19 protein-coding genes are annotated in these 16,880 nt (G+C 57.5%); 18 read left to right on the top strand and 1 reads right to left on the bottom strand.

Going from position 1 to position 16,880, the window contains the following annotated elements; translation table 11 throughout:
* Positions 1 to 260: 260 nt before the first annotated feature.
* Complete coding sequence (locus tag IDH41_RS04130; RefSeq protein ID WP_190858556.1) at positions 261 to 1,307, bottom strand: NAD(P)-dependent oxidoreductase; 1,047 nt, start codon at positions 1,305 to 1,307, stop codon at positions 261 to 263.
* 82 nt (positions 1,308 to 1,389) lie between these two features.
* Between IDH41_RS04130 and IDH41_RS04125 the strand changes: the two genes are divergently transcribed.
* From IDH41_RS04125 to IDH41_RS04040, 18 genes are all read left to right on the top strand, one after another.
* Positions 1,390 to 2,739 (top strand): glucose-6-phosphate isomerase, encoded by a 1,350-nt coding sequence (locus IDH41_RS04125; RefSeq protein ID WP_190858554.1) that lies wholly within the window; start codon positions 1,390 to 1,392, stop codon positions 2,737 to 2,739.
* A 39-nt stretch (positions 2,740 to 2,778) separates the two neighbouring features.
* Positions 2,779 to 3,411, top strand: a complete 633-nt coding sequence (locus IDH41_RS04120) for a YigZ family protein (RefSeq protein ID WP_190858552.1) — start codon at positions 2,779 to 2,781, stop codon at positions 3,409 to 3,411.
* Between the two features lie 237 nt (positions 3,412 to 3,648).
* The gene (gene cysT / locus IDH41_RS04115; protein ID WP_190858550.1) at positions 3,649 to 4,464 is read left to right on the top strand and encodes a sulfate ABC transporter permease subunit CysT; all 816 of its coding nucleotides are present in this window, start codon (positions 3,649 to 3,651) and stop codon (positions 4,462 to 4,464) included.
* A complete protein-coding gene (locus IDH41_RS04110; RefSeq protein ID WP_190858561.1) occupies positions 4,464 to 5,261 on the top strand; it encodes a sulfate ABC transporter permease in 798 nt (265 codons plus the stop codon). The genes cysT and IDH41_RS04110 overlap by 1 nt, the downstream gene beginning before the upstream one ends.
* 3 nt (positions 5,262 to 5,264) lie before the next feature.
* Entirely contained in the window at positions 5,265 to 6,329 is a 1,065-nt protein-coding gene (locus tag IDH41_RS04105; RefSeq protein ID WP_190858549.1) for a sulfate/molybdate ABC transporter ATP-binding protein, read from the top strand.
* Positions 6,330 to 6,366: 37 nt separating this feature from the next.
* Complete coding sequence (locus IDH41_RS04100; RefSeq protein WP_190858546.1) at positions 6,367 to 7,437, top strand: sulfate ABC transporter substrate-binding protein; 1,071 nt, start codon at positions 6,367 to 6,369, stop codon at positions 7,435 to 7,437.
* 585 nt (positions 7,438 to 8,022) lie between these two features.
* The gene (locus tag IDH41_RS04095) at positions 8,023 to 8,643 is read left to right on the top strand and encodes a spore coat protein (RefSeq protein WP_190858544.1); all 621 of its coding nucleotides are present in this window, start codon (positions 8,023 to 8,025) and stop codon (positions 8,641 to 8,643) included.
* 255 nt (positions 8,644 to 8,898) lie between these two features.
* The gene (locus tag IDH41_RS04090) at positions 8,899 to 9,132 is read left to right on the top strand and encodes a hypothetical protein (RefSeq protein ID WP_190858542.1); all 234 of its coding nucleotides are present in this window, start codon (positions 8,899 to 8,901) and stop codon (positions 9,130 to 9,132) included.
* Between the two features lie 395 nt (positions 9,133 to 9,527).
* Complete coding sequence (locus tag IDH41_RS04085; RefSeq protein ID WP_190858541.1) at positions 9,528 to 9,923, top strand: sigma-70 family RNA polymerase sigma factor; 396 nt, start codon at positions 9,528 to 9,530, stop codon at positions 9,921 to 9,923.
* The gene (locus tag IDH41_RS04080) at positions 9,883 to 10,245 is read left to right on the top strand and encodes a hypothetical protein (protein WP_190858539.1); all 363 of its coding nucleotides are present in this window, start codon (positions 9,883 to 9,885) and stop codon (positions 10,243 to 10,245) included. Before IDH41_RS04085 ends, IDH41_RS04080 begins: the two co-directional genes overlap by 41 nt.
* 169 nt (positions 10,246 to 10,414) lie before the next feature.
* The gene (locus IDH41_RS04075) at positions 10,415 to 10,864 is read left to right on the top strand and encodes a hypothetical protein (RefSeq protein WP_190858537.1); all 450 of its coding nucleotides are present in this window, start codon (positions 10,415 to 10,417) and stop codon (positions 10,862 to 10,864) included.
* A gap of 15 nt (positions 10,865 to 10,879) precedes the next feature.
* On the top strand, positions 10,880 to 11,926 hold the full coding sequence (locus IDH41_RS04070) for a phage tail sheath subtilisin-like domain-containing protein (protein ID WP_190858536.1): 1,047 nt from the start codon (positions 10,880 to 10,882) through the stop codon (positions 11,924 to 11,926).
* Between the two features lie 28 nt (positions 11,927 to 11,954).
* Entirely contained in the window at positions 11,955 to 12,389 is a 435-nt protein-coding gene (locus IDH41_RS04065) for a phage tail tube protein (protein ID WP_190858534.1), read from the top strand.
* Positions 12,390 to 12,510: 121 nt separating this feature from the next.
* Complete coding sequence (locus IDH41_RS04060; protein ID WP_223829430.1) at positions 12,511 to 12,903, top strand: phage tail assembly chaperone; 393 nt, start codon at positions 12,511 to 12,513, stop codon at positions 12,901 to 12,903.
* A gap of 32 nt (positions 12,904 to 12,935) precedes the next feature.
* Complete coding sequence (locus tag IDH41_RS04055) at positions 12,936 to 13,091, top strand: hypothetical protein (protein ID WP_223829429.1); 156 nt, start codon at positions 12,936 to 12,938, stop codon at positions 13,089 to 13,091.
* Positions 13,092 to 13,121: 30 nt separating this feature from the next.
* The gene (locus IDH41_RS04050; protein WP_190858529.1) at positions 13,122 to 15,206 is read left to right on the top strand and encodes a phage tail tape measure protein; all 2,085 of its coding nucleotides are present in this window, start codon (positions 13,122 to 13,124) and stop codon (positions 15,204 to 15,206) included.
* Positions 15,206 to 15,871: a LysM peptidoglycan-binding domain-containing protein gene (locus tag IDH41_RS04045; protein WP_190858528.1), complete on the top strand. Its 666-nt coding sequence runs from the start codon at positions 15,206 to 15,208 to the stop codon at positions 15,869 to 15,871. Before IDH41_RS04050 ends, IDH41_RS04045 begins: the two co-directional genes overlap by 1 nt.
* Entirely contained in the window at positions 15,868 to 16,878 is a 1,011-nt protein-coding gene (locus tag IDH41_RS04040) for an XkdQ/YqbQ family protein (RefSeq protein ID WP_190858526.1), read from the top strand. The genes IDH41_RS04045 and IDH41_RS04040 overlap by 4 nt, the downstream gene beginning before the upstream one ends.
* Positions 16,879 to 16,880: the final 2 nt, after the last annotated feature.

The raw sequence follows: 16,880 nt of genomic DNA, 5'->3' as shown, positions 1-16,880 counted from the left end.
CTAATTTCCCTTATTGCGCTCAGGTGCGCCTGGGCAGCGGATCGGCAGCGCGAATAACGCCAAACTTTTCCCTTATTTCGTTAAACGTGCCGGGATCGCGCCGAATATGACCACTAATTTCCCTTATTGCGCCCAAATGCGCCTGGGCAGCGGATCGGCAGCGCGAATAGCGCCAAACTTTTCCCTTATTTCGTTAAACGTGCCGGGAACTCGCCGAATAAGACCACTAATTTCCCTTATTGCGCTCAGGTGCGAATGAATCAGCTCTGATCGCCGCCGAACTTTCTGCCGATCCACCGTTCGTAGGCTTGGCCGATGCTGCACATGTCGAGGCTGCCGAGGCCCATCGCATCGCCGACCTGGAATTGGCTCTTGGCTGCTTCGAGCAGCGGCGTCGGCACCTTCAGCCCGTCCGACAGCGCCGAGCTCAGCTTCAGGTCCTTCAGCATCAGCTCAAGCGAGAATTGGACGTCATAGTTGCCCTCCAGCAGCTTCGGCCCTTTCATCTCGGCCGCCTTGCTCGCCGCGCCGCCGGATTGCACCAGCTCGACGAACGCGCCGCCGTCGATGCCGCCGCTTGCGGCGATGGCCATGCCTTCGGCCAAGGCGACGACATTAATGCCGACGATCGTATTGTGCGCCAGCTTGGCGACCGAGCCGCTCCCGTTCTTCCCCATCGGAATGACCTTGCGGCCCATGGCAAGCAGCACGTCCTGCGCCTCCCCGACCGCGTCGGCGGGGCCGCCGGCCATGAACACGAGCGTACCGCCCTCCGCGGCCGGCTTTGAGCCCGTTACGGGAGCGTCAAGGAACGAGGCGCCGATCGATTCGGCTTCGGCCGCGAGCTCCTTCGCCAGCGCCGGCGAAATCGTGCTGCTGTCGATGAGGATCATGCCGCTTCGCGTCCCGGCGAATATACCGTTCTCTCCCCAATAGACGTCGCGGATCGCCGCGTCGTTGCTGATCATCGTCACGACGACGTCGGAAGCCCTCGCCACGTCGGCCGCGCTTGCTAGCTCGGAGGCGCCAAGCGCCTTCAGCGCTTCCGCCTTCCCCGGCGTCCGATTGTAGACGGACACTTCAAAGCCCTTTTTCAGTAAATTCGCGGCCATGCCGAGCCCCATGACGCCAAGCCCGATAAATCCGATTTTTTTCACAGAGATTTCCTCCATCCCAATTGGTTTTTCTATTTTCGAGTCTTTTGCGCTGGATTCATTATAACGATTCTTTATAATTTTTTCATCGTACGGGCGCTTGTTTTTATAAGGTAAATCCGATATTGTAGATGCTAGTTGAAAAAGCGTCATCCCTGTTAATCTCTGTTAATCACCTTTAAAACGCCGTTCATCGGCCGATGCGGCAAATCCATTTAAGGAGGACTATTCTGCGATGAGCAAAACCATTACGTTTGACTACAGCAAGGCGCTGACGTTCGTCGGCAAGCACGAAATCGACAATTTGGCGGAACCGGTCCGCCTAGCGCACGAGCAATTACATAACGGAACGGGCGCCGGCTCGGATTACCTGGGCTGGATCGACCTGCCGACCCAATACGACAAAGAGGAGTTCGCCCGCATTCGGAAAGCGGCGGACAAGATCAAATCGGATTCCGACGTCCTGATCGTCATCGGCATCGGCGGCTCCTACCTCGGCGCGCGCGCCGCAATCGAAATGCTGTCGCATTCGTTCTATAATCTTTTGCCGAAGGAAGGGCGCAAGACGCCTCAGGTGCTGTTCGCCGGCAACAACATCAGCTCCACCTACGTCACGCATTTGCTCCAGCTGCTGGAAGGCCGCGACTGGTCGATCAACGTCATCTCGAAATCCGGCACGACGACCGAGCCGGCCATCGCCTTCCGCGTATTCCGCGCGGCGCTCGAGAAGAAATACGGCAAAGAGGAAGCGCGGAGACGGATCTACGCAACGACGGACAGAGAGAAGGGCGCCTTGAAGAAGCTTTCCACCGAGGAAGGCTACGAGTCGTTCGTTATTCCGGACGACGTAGGCGGACGTTACTCCGTTCTTACGGCCGTAGGCTTGCTGCCGATCGCCGCGGCGGGCATCGACATTGAGGCGATGATGCAAGGCGCGGCGGACGCTTCCAAAGAATACGCCAATCCGAACCTGGCGGAGAACGAGGCTTACCAATACGCGGCCGTCCGCAACTCGCTGTACCGCAAGGGCAAAGCAACCGAAATTCTCGTCAACTACGAGCCGTCGCTTCATTACGTATCCGAATGGTGGAAGCAGCTGTACGGCGAGAGCGAAGGCAAGGACTACAAAGGCATCTTCCCGGCGGCCGTCGATTTTTCGACCGACTTGCACTCGATGGGCCAATTCATTCAGGAAGGCAACCGGAACATTTTCGAAACGGTCATTCAAGTGAACGAAGTGGCGGAGCGGATCGCGATCGAACACGACGAGGCCGATTTGGACGGGCTTAACTTCCTGACCGGCAAGACGATGGATTTCGTCAACAAGAAAGCGTTTGAAGGCACCCTGCTCGCGCACACGGACGGCCAAGTGCCGAACCTGATCGTCAATATCGCCGACATGTCGCCTTATTCCTTCGGTTATCTCGTATATTTCTTCGAGAAGGCTTGCGGCATCAGCGGCTATCTGCTCGGCGTCAACCCGTTCGACCAGCCGGGCGTCGAAGCTTACAAGAAGAACATGTTCGCGCTGCTCGGCAAGCCCGGCTTCGAGAAGGAAAAAGCCGAGCTGGAAGCCAGGCTTTAGTCGGCCGGCAAGACCGGATTGCGGGAGAAGGGTTCGATTATGCTGAACAGGTACGCTACGGTCAGGCAGCGGGCCGAAGCGGAAATCGTCATTAAGAAATCACGCTTCATCGGCCATGCGAAGCCCGTGGAGACCGAGGAGGAAGCGATCGCTTTCATCGCGGAGATCAAGCAGCTCCATAAGCAGGCGACGCATAACTGTTCGGCTTACGTCGTCGGGGAGCGGGACCAGTTCCAGAAAGCGTCCGACGACGGGGAACCGAGCGGAACGGCGGGCAAGCCGATTCTAGAGGTTATCAAGCATAAGGGGCTGAAAAATGTCGCCGTCGTCGTGACGCGTTATTTCGGCGGCATTATGCTGGGCGCGGGGGGACTCGTCCGCGCTTATACGGACGGCGCGGTCGCCGGGCTCGAAGCGGCGGGCGAAATCGTTAACGCGCTGCATCGGGAGGTGCTCGTCGACGTCGATTATACGTGGTACGGCAAGCTGGAGAATGAGCTTCACGGCAAAGGAACGCGCGTCGGCGGGACCGATTTTACCGATCGGGTCGTCGTCCGCTGCTTGCCGGAGGAGCGGGACGCCGAAGCTTTTGCCGCGTGGGTTACCGATTTGACGCAGGGACAGGCAACGATTACGATGGGCGAAAGCCGCTACTATATTGAGGGAGAATAAACGGGGGGAGCATCGGCCGATAGGCCGGTCTCCCTTCTTTTTTGCTCATAAAGGGATCGGGGCGGAAATACGTATAAGAAAACGCTATGGGAGCGATCAGTTTTTCTAAATAAACCATTGACTTGATGCCGGTCCGGATGCTACATTATCAATACCTAGTAAATTAATAGGAATTGTTTTTTTTATTATGGTCGCAACACCTACGGCACGAGCCGATGGTCTGGAGGTTAAGTCACAGTGAATGCTTTGTTTCGCGGAAAAGGTTGGAGCTTCGGCTTTCGCACGACGATTATGCTTTACTTCATCATCCTTATCGTATTACCTATCGCCGGCATTTACACGCAATCTTTCTCGCTTGGATGGAACCCTTTCTGGGAAAGCGTCTCCGATCCTCTTGCTTGGAAATCCGTGCTGCTCACGGTGAAATTAGCCCTAATCGCCACGCTTCTAAATATGTTTCTCGGCACTATGATCGGCTGGGTGCTGATCCGTTACCGGTTCCCCGGCCGCCGATTGCTCAACAGCCTCGTCGATCTGCCGTTCGCGCTGCCGACGGCCGTCGGCGGGCTTATGATTTTGCTGCTCCTCGGGCCCAACAGCTTCGCGGGCGGGCTTGCCGGCAAAGCCGGCATCGAGATCGTGTTCCATGAGCCGGCCATCGTGATCGCGATGCTGTTCGTGACGTTTCCCTTCGTCATCCGGGCGATTCAGCCGCTGCTGGAGGAAATGGACAAATCGGAGGAGGAAGCGGCATATACGCTCGGCGCCACGCGCGCGAAGACGTTCTTCAGCGTCATCTTTCCGGCTATGCTTCCGGGAATTTCGAGCGGCGCGATGCTCGCCTTCTCCCGCGGGCTGGCGGAGTTCGGCGCGGTCGTGCTCGTGGCCGGCAATATACCGGGCAAGACGCTGATCGCCTCCGTCTATATTTTCGGCGAGATCGAAAGCAGCAACCCGCAAGGCGCGGCCGCCGTGTCGGTCCTTCTGCTGACGCTGTCGTTTCTCATTCTGTGGACCGTTAACCTCATTCAAGCGAGGAGATCCGGCCAATGATGAGACGATTGTGGATTACGTTAACGTATATCGTATTTGCCTTGCTGCTCATCGCACCGCTCGTGAAGATATTTACCGGTTCCTGGGCGGACGGCTGGAGCGGCTTCGCGGAAGCCCTCATTCGTCCGGAAGCGCTGCACGCGCTCATGATGACGGGCATGATCGTCGTCGTCGTCACCGCCTTGAACACGGTGTTCGGCATTATGCTCGCGTTGTACCTCGTTCGAGCGGAATGGATCGGACGGCGGATGAAGCGCCTCCTGAACAGCCTCGTCGATCTGCCGTTCGCGGTATCGCCGGTCATCGGCGGCCTTATGATCGTTCTGCTGCTCGGACCGAACACGGTCATCGGCGCGCTGTTCGAGGATGCCGGCTTCAAAATCGTATACGCCTTGCCGGGCATGATTCTTGCGACGTTATTCGTGACGTTCCCGCTCATGGTGCGCGAGGTGATGCCGGTGCTCCAGGAAATCGGGGCGCAGCAGGAGGAAGCGGCATCGACGCTCGGCGCCTATTCCTGGTACACGTTCTGGAAGGTGACCTGGCCTTCGATCCGGTGGGGCGTCATTTACGGCGTCGTGCTGACCGTCGCGCGGTCGCTCGGGGAGTTCGGAGCCGTGCTCGTCGTCTCCGGCAATATTATGAACAAGACGCAAACCGCCACTACGCTCGTCTATCAGGACGTGGAGAACTTCAACGTCGTCGCGGCGAACGGGGTCGCGCTCGTCCTCGCGGCATTCTCCGTCGGCTTGCTGCTTCTTATGGAATGGGCAAAAAAACGAAAGGAAGTGCATTAAGCCATGCATATTGAAGTGCGGAACCTTAACAAAAGCTTTGGCGATTTCCATGCCGTCAAGGATGTCGGCTTCGAGATTGAAAAGGGCCATCTGATCGGCTTGCTCGGACCGAGCGGCGGCGGCAAAACGTCCATACTTCGTATGCTTGCGGGACTCGAAACCCCAACCTCCGGCGATATTCTGTTCCACGGAAAGCGCGTGAACGACCTGCCGCCGCAGGAGCGGGGAATCGGCTTCGTGTTTCAAAACTACGCCTTGTTTAAGCATATGACCGTCTACGACAACATCGCGTTCGGCCTCAAGGTAAAGAAGCAGTCGAAGGAGCAGATTCGGGAGCGGGTCATGTATTTGGTGGAGCTGACGGGCCTGAAGGGCTTCGAGCACCGTTATGCGCATCAGCTGTCCGGCGGCCAGCGGCAGCGCGTCGCTTTCGCCAGGGCGCTTGCGCCCGAGCCGCAGCTGCTGCTGCTCGACGAGCCGTTCGCGGCGATCGATGCGAAGATCCGCACCGAGCTGCGCACGTGGCTGAAGGAAATGATCGAGCGGGTCGGCATTACGTCGATCTTCGTCACGCACGATCAGGAGGAAGCGATCGAGGTCGCGGACGAAATCATGATCATCAGCAAAGGCAAGCTCGAGCAGAAGGGCAGCCCTTGGGATATATACAAGAACCCGCAGACGCCGTTCGTCGCGAGCTTCATCGGGGAGTCGACGATCGTCGACAACATCGCGGAGCTGAAGGGCTTCGAGGAGGCGGCGAAGCGTCCCGGAACGAAGGCGCTCATACGGCCCGAATATATCGAAATCGGCAAGCCGGGCGAGATCAAGCTGGCTTCCGCGACGCTGCCCGGCAAGGTGAAGCATCTGCACTTCCGCGGCAGCGAATGGATGGTCGAACTGCTCGTCGGCGAGACGAAGCTGATCACGTACCGTTCGCTCGAGAAGGAAGTGCTTCATCCCGGCGACGAGCTAAGCGTGCTCGTGCACAGGGCGTACCTCTTCAACGATAACGAAAGCTGGATCGCGGAAAACACCTTGAAGGTGGATCCCATGCCGATCCACATTTAATTCCGGCAACGATGCTAGAGGAGAGTTGTATGCGAACATGACAAGAAATCGAGAAACAAGCCGGCGCATGGCCGCGCTTCTGCTCGCCTCGCTCCTGCTGCTGGTTGCGGCCGGCTGCGGGAAGGACGCGCAGACGGGCGAGGGCGGCGCCGAATCCTCCGTACGAGACGGCGATGTCACGCTTGTCATCGGTGCTTATTCGGTCGTGAAGGACGCGTTCGCCGAGCTGCTTCCGAAATTCCAGGCTTACTGGCTGGAGGAGACCGGGCAGAAGGTAACGTTCCAGGAATCGTACGAGGCTTCGGGCACGCAGGCGCGCGCCATTGCGGGCGGATTCGAAGCGGACGTCGCGATACTGGCAATGGAAGGCGACTTGGACAAAATCGCCGACGCCGGCTTTATTACCCATGATTGGAAGGCGCAGCCGAATAACGGCTTCATCACGAATTCGATTGTCGTGCTCGGCACGCGCGCGGGCAATCCGCTCGGCATCAAGGATTGGGAGGATTTGACGAAGGACGGCGTGAAGGTGCTGTACCCGAATCCGAAAACGTCCGGCGGCGCGCAGTGGGACATTAACGCGATTTACGGCGCGGGGCTCAAAATGTCCGAGGAGAAGAGCGGGACGAAGGATCCGGCATTTGCCAAAAGCTTCCTGAAGGCGGTGCACGCGAACGTCGAATCGCTCGACAAGAGCGGTCGCGCTTCGATGGCCGCGTTCGAGTACGGGGTGGGCGACGTCATCGTCACCTACGAGAATGAGCTGCTGGCGCGCCTGAAGCAGGGCGTTGCCTACGATATCGTCGTGCCGAAGAGCACGATTCTGATCGAGAATCCGGCGGCCGTCGTGGACAAAAACGTCGACAGACACGGAACCCGCAAAGTCGCGGAAGCGTTCATCGCTTACCTGCAGAGCGAAGAAGCGCAGCGCTTGCTCGCGGAGCACGGCTTCCGTCCGGTGAACGGGGTAGTTGCGGAGGAAGCGGAGGGCCGCTTCGAAACGCCGGAGGATTTATTCGATATTTCTTACCTCGGCGGCTGGCCGGAGGTCCGAAGCACCCTCTATTCGAAAAAAGGCGTCTGGTACCAGGTGCTGGCCGATTTGTAACAAGGAAGACGGAGCTGTCTCGAAGGTCATAAGCGGCCTTCAGAGGCAGCTTTGTTTGTTTGCACTACACCGCTCACTTCAAACATGCCTTACCATGCCTCACCATGCCTCACAAACACGCTTCTTAGACGTGCTCTTAACAGGCTTACCGCAGAACCCACTACAGTATGTCCACCTAAATGTACGCACCTTAAAACACTCCCTAAATACGCTTACCACGCACCGACTTAAGCATGCATTTTAAACACAATCTCTATCACCTCCATCTTCTTTGACGAATTCTTGCCAAAAGACAGGGATACTTATTTCAAAATTTGAAACTAATTACCTCTTGAAACCTCTTTTCCTGGTTTAGTTGCAGTATTTGAAATTAAAAGGAATGATAATATCAATTTTTGAAACTAAATCATGCGCAGAGTAACCGATAACGGAGCGACTGCTCGGACACGGCGGAAAATGAGCTCATACGGCGGCCCCGTGACTGACGTCGCAAAAAACGGTAGGCGATTTTGGATATTGCATCCTTGGGCAAGCCATACTAATCGAGGTTTGAAACCAAAATTACGACCACAGGGGGAAATCGACATGGCGGCACATATGGGCGCTCACGAAACGATGGAATTGCACGAGGTGCTTAACTCCACCATCGACTGCATCAATTTGATGCAATTGTATCGGCCTTACGTCAAGGATCAACGGCTTCTTCAAATCGTCGATCGTCAGCTTCAGTTCATCACCAACGACTACAACATGACCGTTCAATCGCTTGCTCAGCAAGGACGCGGCCAAGCGGTGCCTTACCGCGCGCCGATGAACGCCGCTCCGGTCTACGGCCTGGACAATCCGGCACAGCAGAGCCCCAACCTTACGGTCAATCAAATGGATGACCGCGACGTAGCCTGCGGCCTGCTTGGCTGCCATAAATCGTCCGCGTCGATGAAAATGATCGCCGCGCTGGAGTGCGCCGATCCGCAGCTTCGCCGGATGATGCAGCAAAGCGCGGTCAACTGCTCCGAGCTTGCTTACGAAGTATGGCAATACATGAACCAGGCCGGCTACTATCAGGTGCCGACGATGAAAGAGATGACGACGAACACGGTGCTGAGCAGCTACCAGACGACAGGCAATATGATGCACGGCAACGATATGGCGCAAGGCCAGCAGCAATCGGCGGCGCCGATGCAGTCGTACGGTATGCATCAATAGGGTACGGCAAGGCTCCTCCGCTGCGGCGCTCCGACGCAGCGGGGGATTTTTTTTGTCGAATAATCGTTTGCGGCAACGGGATCGGGAAGTCGTAATATGTGGAATTTTGTAAACGGCTGAATATAGAGAACTAGTCATCCTTATAGCCGTTCTAATATGCGATTCTGCGCATATCGTAATAAACGAAGCCCGAAGGTTTGCATGTCCGGCATCGTCATTGCACTCAATAGAATAGGGCAGCAGGAGGAGCGCAAGTTGAATGATACGATGAAAGTGTTAAGAAGGTTTGCGAAAGTCGGCTGGGCCGGGAAGAACGCGCAGCATCACGTCGATGAGACGCTCGCGGAGCTGGAGCTTTATTTAGCGGACAATCCCGAAGATGAAATCGCCCGGCTGCAATATTTGCAATATCTCGGCAAGAAGGAACAATTCGGACGGCTGCCAGGCGAGCATTGCGACGAGGCTTCCCCGCTCGAACGGCACGCATAGCCGCTGTGCAATAAGAGTTAAAGAGAGCGAATTCGCGCGAGATCGATAGATTGAAGCGGATCGCTCTTTTTTTGCTGCACGGCATCGCTATTCTCGAATTTTGGCGTTTTTTGCAACTGGGATATCGGCTTCCGGCACTACCGATTCCTCATGCGCGAGTACTATTTAAACGATGGAAAATAATTCCTAAGTCGGATACTTGCCGCGCTTGTCCTCCACTATAATCGGTATTGCTGCAAACATTTGGTACTTTTATCCTCTTTTGGAGCATCTCCCCCTTTGTGCACTCGACTTCCATGTATACCGCTTCATGGTTCATTTTCCACATGAAACAACCAATTTCGCGTAAGCAATCTGTTTTCCTTGTGCAACCATGCCCTTAGGAGGATCTGTTCATGATTGACGTAAATAAGCGGGAACGGGAATACGAGGCTTTGTATGCCTTGAACAACCCGTACGGCGTGCGCCAACTGTTCGAAAATGTGCATCGCATTATCGAGAACGCCTACGGGAACGGGGATATCGACGCCCTTATTCTGTATCTCGATTTTGCCCAGGCGCTGAAGAAGGGGCACTTGACGCAAAAGCAAAAGGAAGCCCTCAGGCTGTTCTATGTGGAATCGATGACTCAGCAGCAAACGGCCGAGATGCTCGGCATCGCGCAGCAGAAGGTCAGCGACCGGGTGGACCGGGCGATCGAACGCGTCGCGAAAGCAAGCGGTTACGACAAGGAGGCGCAAAGAAGAGACGATGAGCATCGACGAATGGTTTCTTCGGCTGCAGGGGGCTGACGACAAGCAAAGTTTGCACTTGGAAATCGACCGGATGCTCCGGACGGAGGTCATCAGCATCGAAGCGAAGATGGACGCGATCCGCTTGATTACGGAATTGTATTTTCAAATAACGGGAGTTGTCCCAGACGCGGCGCAGCTAGACCGCCTGTCGGCGTGGGTGCTGAAGGGCAGGGAGAAGGAAGCCTGCGTAAAGAGCGAGCGCCAGCTGAGGCGGATCCGGCAGGAGAAGGAGTTCTGCTACGCGCAGCCGGAGCGGCGCGAATTCGACGCCCGCAGCGAAGGAAACCGCCGCAAGAGGCGCAGAGTTGCCGAGCCGTAAAAAAATTTTTTTGGCCATAGGGTAACCGGGGGGATTTGGCGGGTAATAGATGGCGCGTTCCCATGAAGGGAGGAGAAGATGAGGGGAAACGAGCCTATCGATCTATTAAGGGGCGATGCCTGGTCGGCAGCTTTCTTAAGACGCGATCAGCTAAAGGAGTGGAGCGCCATTGTCGCTAATCGACGAGGTGAACGGCATAGCCGCGTTTATCCGTTCGAAGTTCGCGGATGCGGCGATTTACCGGTTTGAAGAGCCCGAATTGCCGGAACAAGGGGCATTCGTCATTCAGCTCAGGCAGGACGCAAGAAGAAGCGAAACCCGCAGCCATACCGTCGCGGAACGGCAATTCGCGGTGCTGTATTACGGCCAAAGCGCGGAAACGGCGCTTACCGTGATGGAGACGCTCAGTCGTTTTGCGATGAACGAGACATTCGTCATCCCGGCCGGAGAGACGGGGAGGCATTTAAGGTTGGAGTCGTTTACGTTCGATTCGCCCGTGCGGACGGATAATGCTCTGCACAAGTGCGCCGGCGTACTGCAGACGCAGACGCGCGAGCCGATCGCGACGGAAACGTACGACAAGATGATGCGCATTGCGCTGCGCATGAATACGAATTGAAAGGTGGTACGCCAAATGGGTGGTACATGGGATCCGATATCGTTGCCGGTTCGTCCGGGGCTTTACATTAATTTCGTGGATGCGGCGGCGGCGCAGATCAAAGGCGGTGCGAGGGGCGTCGTTGGCTTGCCGCTGTTCCAATACGGAAGCGCCGCAGCAGGCAAGTTCTATACGATCGAGAAGGAGACGGACGCGGCCGAGCTCTTCGGGCTGGCCAACATCGGTCCGATTCGCCTGATCCTTCAGGGAGGCGCGAAAGAGGTGCTGGTCTATACGGTACCGGCGTCGTCAAGCGAGGAGGACGATCCGTATGCCGAGCTGCGGGACGCCTTCGAAGCGCGCAGCTTCAACGTGTTCGTCTATCCGGGGGAAATTTCGAACGACGAGCAAGACAATACGCTGGACTGGTGCAAGCAGAACCGGGACGACGGGAAGCATTTCATGACCGTGTTCGGCGGCTCGGCGACGGAGGACGCGAATCCGGCAACCGGCAACACGCGGACGGCTCGGCTTGCGGACGATTACGCGGTCAACCTGATTACGGGCGCGGACGTGAACGGCACGCTGTACAGCTCCGCGGCGTACGCGCCTTACATCGCCGGGCTCATTGCGGGAACGGGCATCAACAAATCGATTACATATGCGCAGGTACGCGCTACGGACGTCAATAAACGGTTAAAAAACAGCGAGATCAAAACCGCGCTCGAAGCCGGTTCGCTGGTGCTCGTCCATGACGGAGAGAAAGTGAAAATCGAGCAGGGGCTCGTGACGAGCAAGAAAAAAATCCGGGCGATGCGCGCAAGGCAGGCGGTGTCGACGGATATTCCGAAGACGGCCGCGGATTATTATATAGGCAAGCTGAACAACAACGCGGACGGGCAAGCGGCGCTTATCTCGGCCATCAAGGCTTATTTGGAGCGTCTGGAGCTGAGCAACGTGCTGACGGATCTGGCCGTGGGGCTCGATCCGGAGCGGAAATCCGAAGGCGACAGCGTCTACCTGCTTATCTCGTTCACCGAGATCGACAGCATGGAGCGCATCTTCTTATCGATTCAGGTTTGATTAAAGCGAATATTCAGGAGGGATCAGGATGCTGGATTCAACCCGCGTCATTAACGGGACGTTCGGTTACGTGTATCATGACGGCCAATGGCTGACGAACATCAAGTCGGCCGAAGCGAATGTGGAAATCACGAAGGAAGAGATCAAGCGCGCGGGCTCCCGCTGGACGGCTCACAAGGTAACGGGCTTAAGCGGAACCGGGACGATCAGCGGCTACAAGGTAACCTCCGAGTTCGTCGAGCTGATCGGCAAAATCGCCGACGACAAAGCAGGCACGTTCATTACGGAGCTCATTATCAAATTGGAGGACCCCGAATCTTACGGCGCCTACCGGGTCCGCCTAAAGGGCGTCACCTTCGACAAAATCCCGCTGATCCAATTCGAGGTCGGCTCCCTGGTGGAAGAAGAGCTTCCGTTCAATTTCACCGGCTACGAGCTGCTCGACGTTATCCGTCCGGAGTAAAGCGCCGGGTTAAGCACGGAATAAGGCCGCCGGCCCCGGAGCGTTGACGGGGCCGGCGAGCGGCCGGGCCGCGATAGAAGCGGAATCACTTAATCAGGCGAGAAGAAGAGGAGAGATATCAATGGCAGATACGAGACAAGCAAGCGTTCTTCATGCGTTGCTTAGCGTGGACAGCAAGCCGCAGAAGGATATTCCGATGAAGCGGCTCGGCGTCGATTTTCAAATCCAGGCGCTCGACGGCAAGACGATCAACCGGATTCAGGAGCAGTGCACCCATTACACGGGCAAAGGATCGAAGCGGGAGAAGGTGCTGGATGAGGAGCAGTTCGGAGCTCTTGTTATCCAGCGCGCCTGCCTTATTCCCGATTGGTCGGCGAGGGAGCTGATCGAGAAATACGGCACGCCTACGGAGGCGATTCTCGGGCTGCTGCTCGCCGGCGAAATCGCCAAGCTGTCCTCGGAAATTTTGGAAATCAGCGGCTTCGACAGCGACGAGGACGAAATAAAAAACTGATCAAAGCGGGCGGCGAGGCGTTTCTCGTTCATTTGATCTTCCAGCGGCATCATATTCCCCCCGACGAAACGTACAACAAGGACGAGGGGACGAAGCGGTTCATGTACGCGTCGATGATGCTTCAGCTCGAAGAAGAAGCGAAAGCGCGGAGGGAAGAGAGACAGGCGGCCCGCCGAATGAAATCGTGACAAGTCGAAAGCAGGGGGAGGTGAAGTCACGTGAGCGCGAGTCTGTCCGGATTGGAGAAAATGAAATCGCTGGCCGACAGCTTGAAAAAAGTAACGGATCAGCTCGCCAAGAAGGCGACCTACGACAAAATCGCGGAAGGCTGGAAGAAAGCTTCCAGGGGGGCGCGGGTTGCGGCCGCCATGCAGCTCGAGGTTATTCGGGGCGGCAATAAAGCGGTGAAAGCCGCTTACGCCCAACGGGAGAAGGAAGCGAAAGCGGCAGCCGGGGCCGCCGCCAAGGCCGCGGCGGAGCAGACGGAGCAAATGCGCGCCGCGGCCGAGCAGGCGGCGATCGCGGCCGCAGCAGCAGGCAAGGGGAAGAAGGCGAAGCGGAAGCTTGAGCGGCTGCTGAAGGCGAAGGCGGACAGGGAGAAAGCCGTGCAGGCGACGGCGGCGCAGGCCGCTTCGGCATCGGTCGCGGCTAACGCCCCGAGGAGCATGCGGAAGAACAGCATCCGCGAGCGGATCCGAACGAAGTTCGACAATCCCCCCGGCAAGGTCGCCCTGTTCTACAAGAAGCTGCGCCAGCCGCTCGGGAATGCTCCGATCCATGAATCGTACGAGAAGCACAAGGATACGATTTCTTCGGTAACGGGAACGCTCGGCAACTGGCTCACCACGGCGAAGGACCAGTCGCTCGAGGCGGCCAAAGCGATGAGCGCCGCTACCGGGGAGCTTCGCGCGGTGACCGGCGCCTCGGCCGGCAATATGAAGGGGCTGATCGATTCCTTCCGCCTGGTCGGGGGGCAGGTCCCGCAAAGCTTGAACGACGTGGCGAAAGCCATGGGCATATTGCACCGGGATACCGACTTAACGGGCAGCCAGCTGGAATCGTTGTCCAAGACGCTGCTCGACGCCGCCCGCCTGACGGGCACGGACAGCGCAAAAGCGGCGGAAGCCGCTGCCGGGGCGATGAATGCTTGGGGCATATCGGCAGCGGGAGGCGCCCGGATGCTGGAGCAGTTCTTCGCCGCGAGCCGCGCCGGAGAAGTCGACATGGGCGATCTGATGAAGAAGATGGGAGAGCTCGGCGACCCGATGCAGAAGATGGGCATCGGCTTCGAGCAGTCGATGAACCTGCTCGCCAAATGGCAGAAGGACGGGCTGACGCCGATCGAAACGATGCTGAAGAAACCGCTGCCGGACGGAGGCTTCGCGAGGATCGCCGAGGATATCAAGAACGCGGGAACGGCCGCGGATGCCGCCAAGATCGCGACGAAGCATTTCGGCGAAGGCGTAAGCGGCGATCTCGTGACGGCCATTCGTTCGGGCAATATGGAATTTAAAGGCATTACCGAGGCGATGCGGGGCTCGAGCAACGCGATTGCGAACCAGTCCAAAGATTTGCAAAGCTTCGGCGACCGCTTCGACACGCTGAAGAACCGGATTACGATCGCGCTCGCTCCGCTCGGGGAAGCGCTGCTGCCGTTCGGAGAGGCGATGGTCGCCGTCATCGAATTCATCGCGAAGCAGGCGGATATTCTTGTTCCCGCCATCGTCGCCATGAGCGGCGTGCTCGTCACGTTGTTCGCGCCCGCCCTGTGGGCTTCGGCCGTTGCCGGCTGGGCGGCCGTCGCGCCGTTCCTTCCGATCATCGGCATCGTTCTGGCAGTAGGAGCCGCAGTCGCCTTGCTGGCTTATTTGTTCAAGTATCATATGGACGATATCAAAAATATCGCAACGGCCGTTTGGGAGTGGGTGATCGGGGGCTTGAAGTCGATGGCCGACGCCTTCATGTCCTTCTTCGGCAAGATCGGAGAGTTTTTCGGAAGCGACAAGTCCGCCTCCGTTAAGGTAAGCGGCGTCGCCTCGGGCCAGGCGGCAGGCGGCGCTCCGGCAACCGCCCTGTACCATGGGCTCGACTATGTTCCCTATGACGGAATGCCAGCGCGCCTGCACAAGGGCGAACGCGTCATGACCGCCAGCGAGAACAGGGCTTACACCGCGGGCGCGGGCGGTGGAGCGTCGATTTCGGTAACGGGCAATACGTTCAACGTGCGGCAGGAATCGGATATCGACGCGATCGCCAGGGCGCTTGCGCGCGAAATCAAAGCGGCGGGAGGGCTGATGGCGTAATGGCGTCGATGGAATTTTGGCTCTCGACCCTCGATTCGAAGGAGCGGCTGCGGCTTCCCGTCAATCCGGAGCAAATCGCCGTCAAGACCTCCCACGGTTATGAGGATGTCCAGGTGACGCAGCTTGGGGAGTATACGATCATCGGAGAGGCTGCGCTGAAGGAATTCTCGCTCTCTTCGCTCTTCCCCCGCGACTACCATCCGGGCTATTGCGAATATCAGGAAATTCCGGATCCGTGGCAAACGGTTAAGCAGATCGAAGGCTGGATGAAGAGCCGCCGTCCGGTCCGTCTCGCGATTACGGGGCCGGAGAAGCGCATCGAAGAGCAGGTTACGATCCGCTCCTTCCAGTACAGCGAGCGTGCCGGGAGTCCGGGCGATCTTTATTACGAGCTGGAGCTCAAGCAGTACGTTCATGTGATGTTCCGCCAAGTGAAAGCATCGGAGAGCGGCGGCGCGGCAGTGGCGGATGGCGACCTGCGGCCGGATTCGGCGGTTCCTCCCCGCACGTACGTCGTCATTCCGCGCGACACGCTATGGAAAATTGCCCAGCGTACGCTCGGGAACGGCGATCGGTGGAATGAGGTCTACGATGCGAACCGGCAAACGATCGGCAAAGATCCGAATAACATTTTTCCGGGACAAAAGCTGGTGATCCCTTCATGAGCTGGAACGTGCAGTATCGCAGCGAGAAGGAATCGGTATACCTCGATCCGATCGTCAAATCGGTCAAATGGTCGGGGGACGGCAAGCAGGCTTCCCGCAAGCTCGTCGTCGAGCTGTCCAATTCGGAAAACTTGCGGGATCGCCTGATCGCGATCGAGAAGGGGAGCGAGCTTCGCCTGTTGGTCGATGAGAAGAAGGAGCTGTTCCGGGGCGTCATCTTCTCCGATTCGATTAACGCCGGCGGCCAGATGACAGTGACCGCTTACGACGAGAACATCTACTTGACCAAAAACAAGGATACGAAAATTTTCCGCAATCAGACGGCATCGGACATCGTGAAGCGGCTATGCAACGAATTTTCGCTGCCGATTGGCGAAATCCACGATACGGGCTTCGTCATTCCGAAGCTGATTTTCCGCGACAAAACGTTGTACGAAATGATGGTCATGTCGCTTACCGTATCCGAGAAGCAGAACGGCAAGCGGTTTTTTGTCGCGTCGAAGGAAGGCAAGCTGCAGCTGCTGGCCCGGAAGGAGCAGGAGGCCAAGTGGGTGCTGGAGAACGGCGTCAACCTGCTGGACGCCAGCTACTCCCAGTCGATCGAGGAGCTGAGGACGCAGATCAAGGTAGCGGGCGGCGACTCGAAGAAGAAGGAGCAGACGGCGAGCGCCAAGGACCAGGAGCTGATCAAGCGCTTCGGCGTCATGCAGCATCTCGAGAAGCCCGAGCAGGATATGACCAAATCGCAGATGGAGCAGCTGGCGAAGCAGCTGCTTAAGGATATGGGCACGATCGACGACGAGGCGCTAATCGAATGCCTCGGCATCGACGAGGTCGTCTCGGGATCGGCCGTCTACGTGAAGGAATCGGTGACGGGCATCGTCGGGGGCTATTACGTCTCCTCCGACGAGCATACGTTCGAGCAGGGCTCGCACCGCATGTCGCTTACGCTGTCGGCGACGGACGATCTGCCGAAGATGGAATACAAGGAGCCGAAGGGGGGCTGACC

Origin of the sequence: Paenibacillus arenilitoris (assembly GCF_014705655.1) — a bacterium.
Lineage (GTDB): Bacteria > Bacillota > Bacilli > Paenibacillales > Paenibacillaceae > Pristimantibacillus > Pristimantibacillus arenilitoris.
This window is presented reverse-complemented; position numbering and strand designations above follow the sequence as displayed.

What these genes read in the sequence shown, in the direction of transcription:
- IDH41_RS04130 (WP_190858556.1), bottom strand. Translation starts at nt 1,307, where the DNA reads ATGACGCTTTTTCAACTAGCATCTACAATATCGGATTTACCTTATAAA.
- IDH41_RS04125 (WP_190858554.1), top strand. Translation starts at nt 1,390, where the DNA reads ATGAGCAAAACCATTACGTTTGACTACAGCAAGGCGCTGACGTTCGTC.
- IDH41_RS04120 (WP_190858552.1), top strand. Translation starts at nt 2,779, where the DNA reads ATGCTGAACAGGTACGCTACGGTCAGGCAGCGGGCCGAAGCGGAAATC.
- IDH41_RS04110 (WP_190858561.1), top strand. Translation starts at nt 4,464, where the DNA reads ATGAGACGATTGTGGATTACGTTAACGTATATCGTATTTGCCTTGCTG.
- IDH41_RS04105 (WP_190858549.1), top strand. Translation starts at nt 5,265, where the DNA reads ATGCATATTGAAGTGCGGAACCTTAACAAAAGCTTTGGCGATTTCCAT.
- IDH41_RS04100 (WP_190858546.1), top strand. Translation starts at nt 6,367, where the DNA reads ATGACAAGAAATCGAGAAACAAGCCGGCGCATGGCCGCGCTTCTGCTC.
- IDH41_RS04095 (WP_190858544.1), top strand. Translation starts at nt 8,023, where the DNA reads ATGGCGGCACATATGGGCGCTCACGAAACGATGGAATTGCACGAGGTG.
- IDH41_RS04085 (WP_190858541.1), top strand. Translation starts at nt 9,528, where the DNA reads ATGATTGACGTAAATAAGCGGGAACGGGAATACGAGGCTTTGTATGCC.
- IDH41_RS04080 (WP_190858539.1), top strand. Translation starts at nt 9,883, where the DNA reads ATGAGCATCGACGAATGGTTTCTTCGGCTGCAGGGGGCTGACGACAAG.
- IDH41_RS04070 (WP_190858536.1), top strand. Translation starts at nt 10,880, where the DNA reads ATGGGTGGTACATGGGATCCGATATCGTTGCCGGTTCGTCCGGGGCTT.
- IDH41_RS04065 (WP_190858534.1), top strand. Translation starts at nt 11,955, where the DNA reads ATGCTGGATTCAACCCGCGTCATTAACGGGACGTTCGGTTACGTGTAT.
- IDH41_RS04060 (WP_223829430.1), top strand. Translation starts at nt 12,511, where the DNA reads ATGGCAGATACGAGACAAGCAAGCGTTCTTCATGCGTTGCTTAGCGTG.
- IDH41_RS04045 (WP_190858528.1), top strand. Translation starts at nt 15,206, where the DNA reads ATGGCGTCGATGGAATTTTGGCTCTCGACCCTCGATTCGAAGGAGCGG.
- IDH41_RS04040 (WP_190858526.1), top strand. Translation starts at nt 15,868, where the DNA reads ATGAGCTGGAACGTGCAGTATCGCAGCGAGAAGGAATCGGTATACCTC.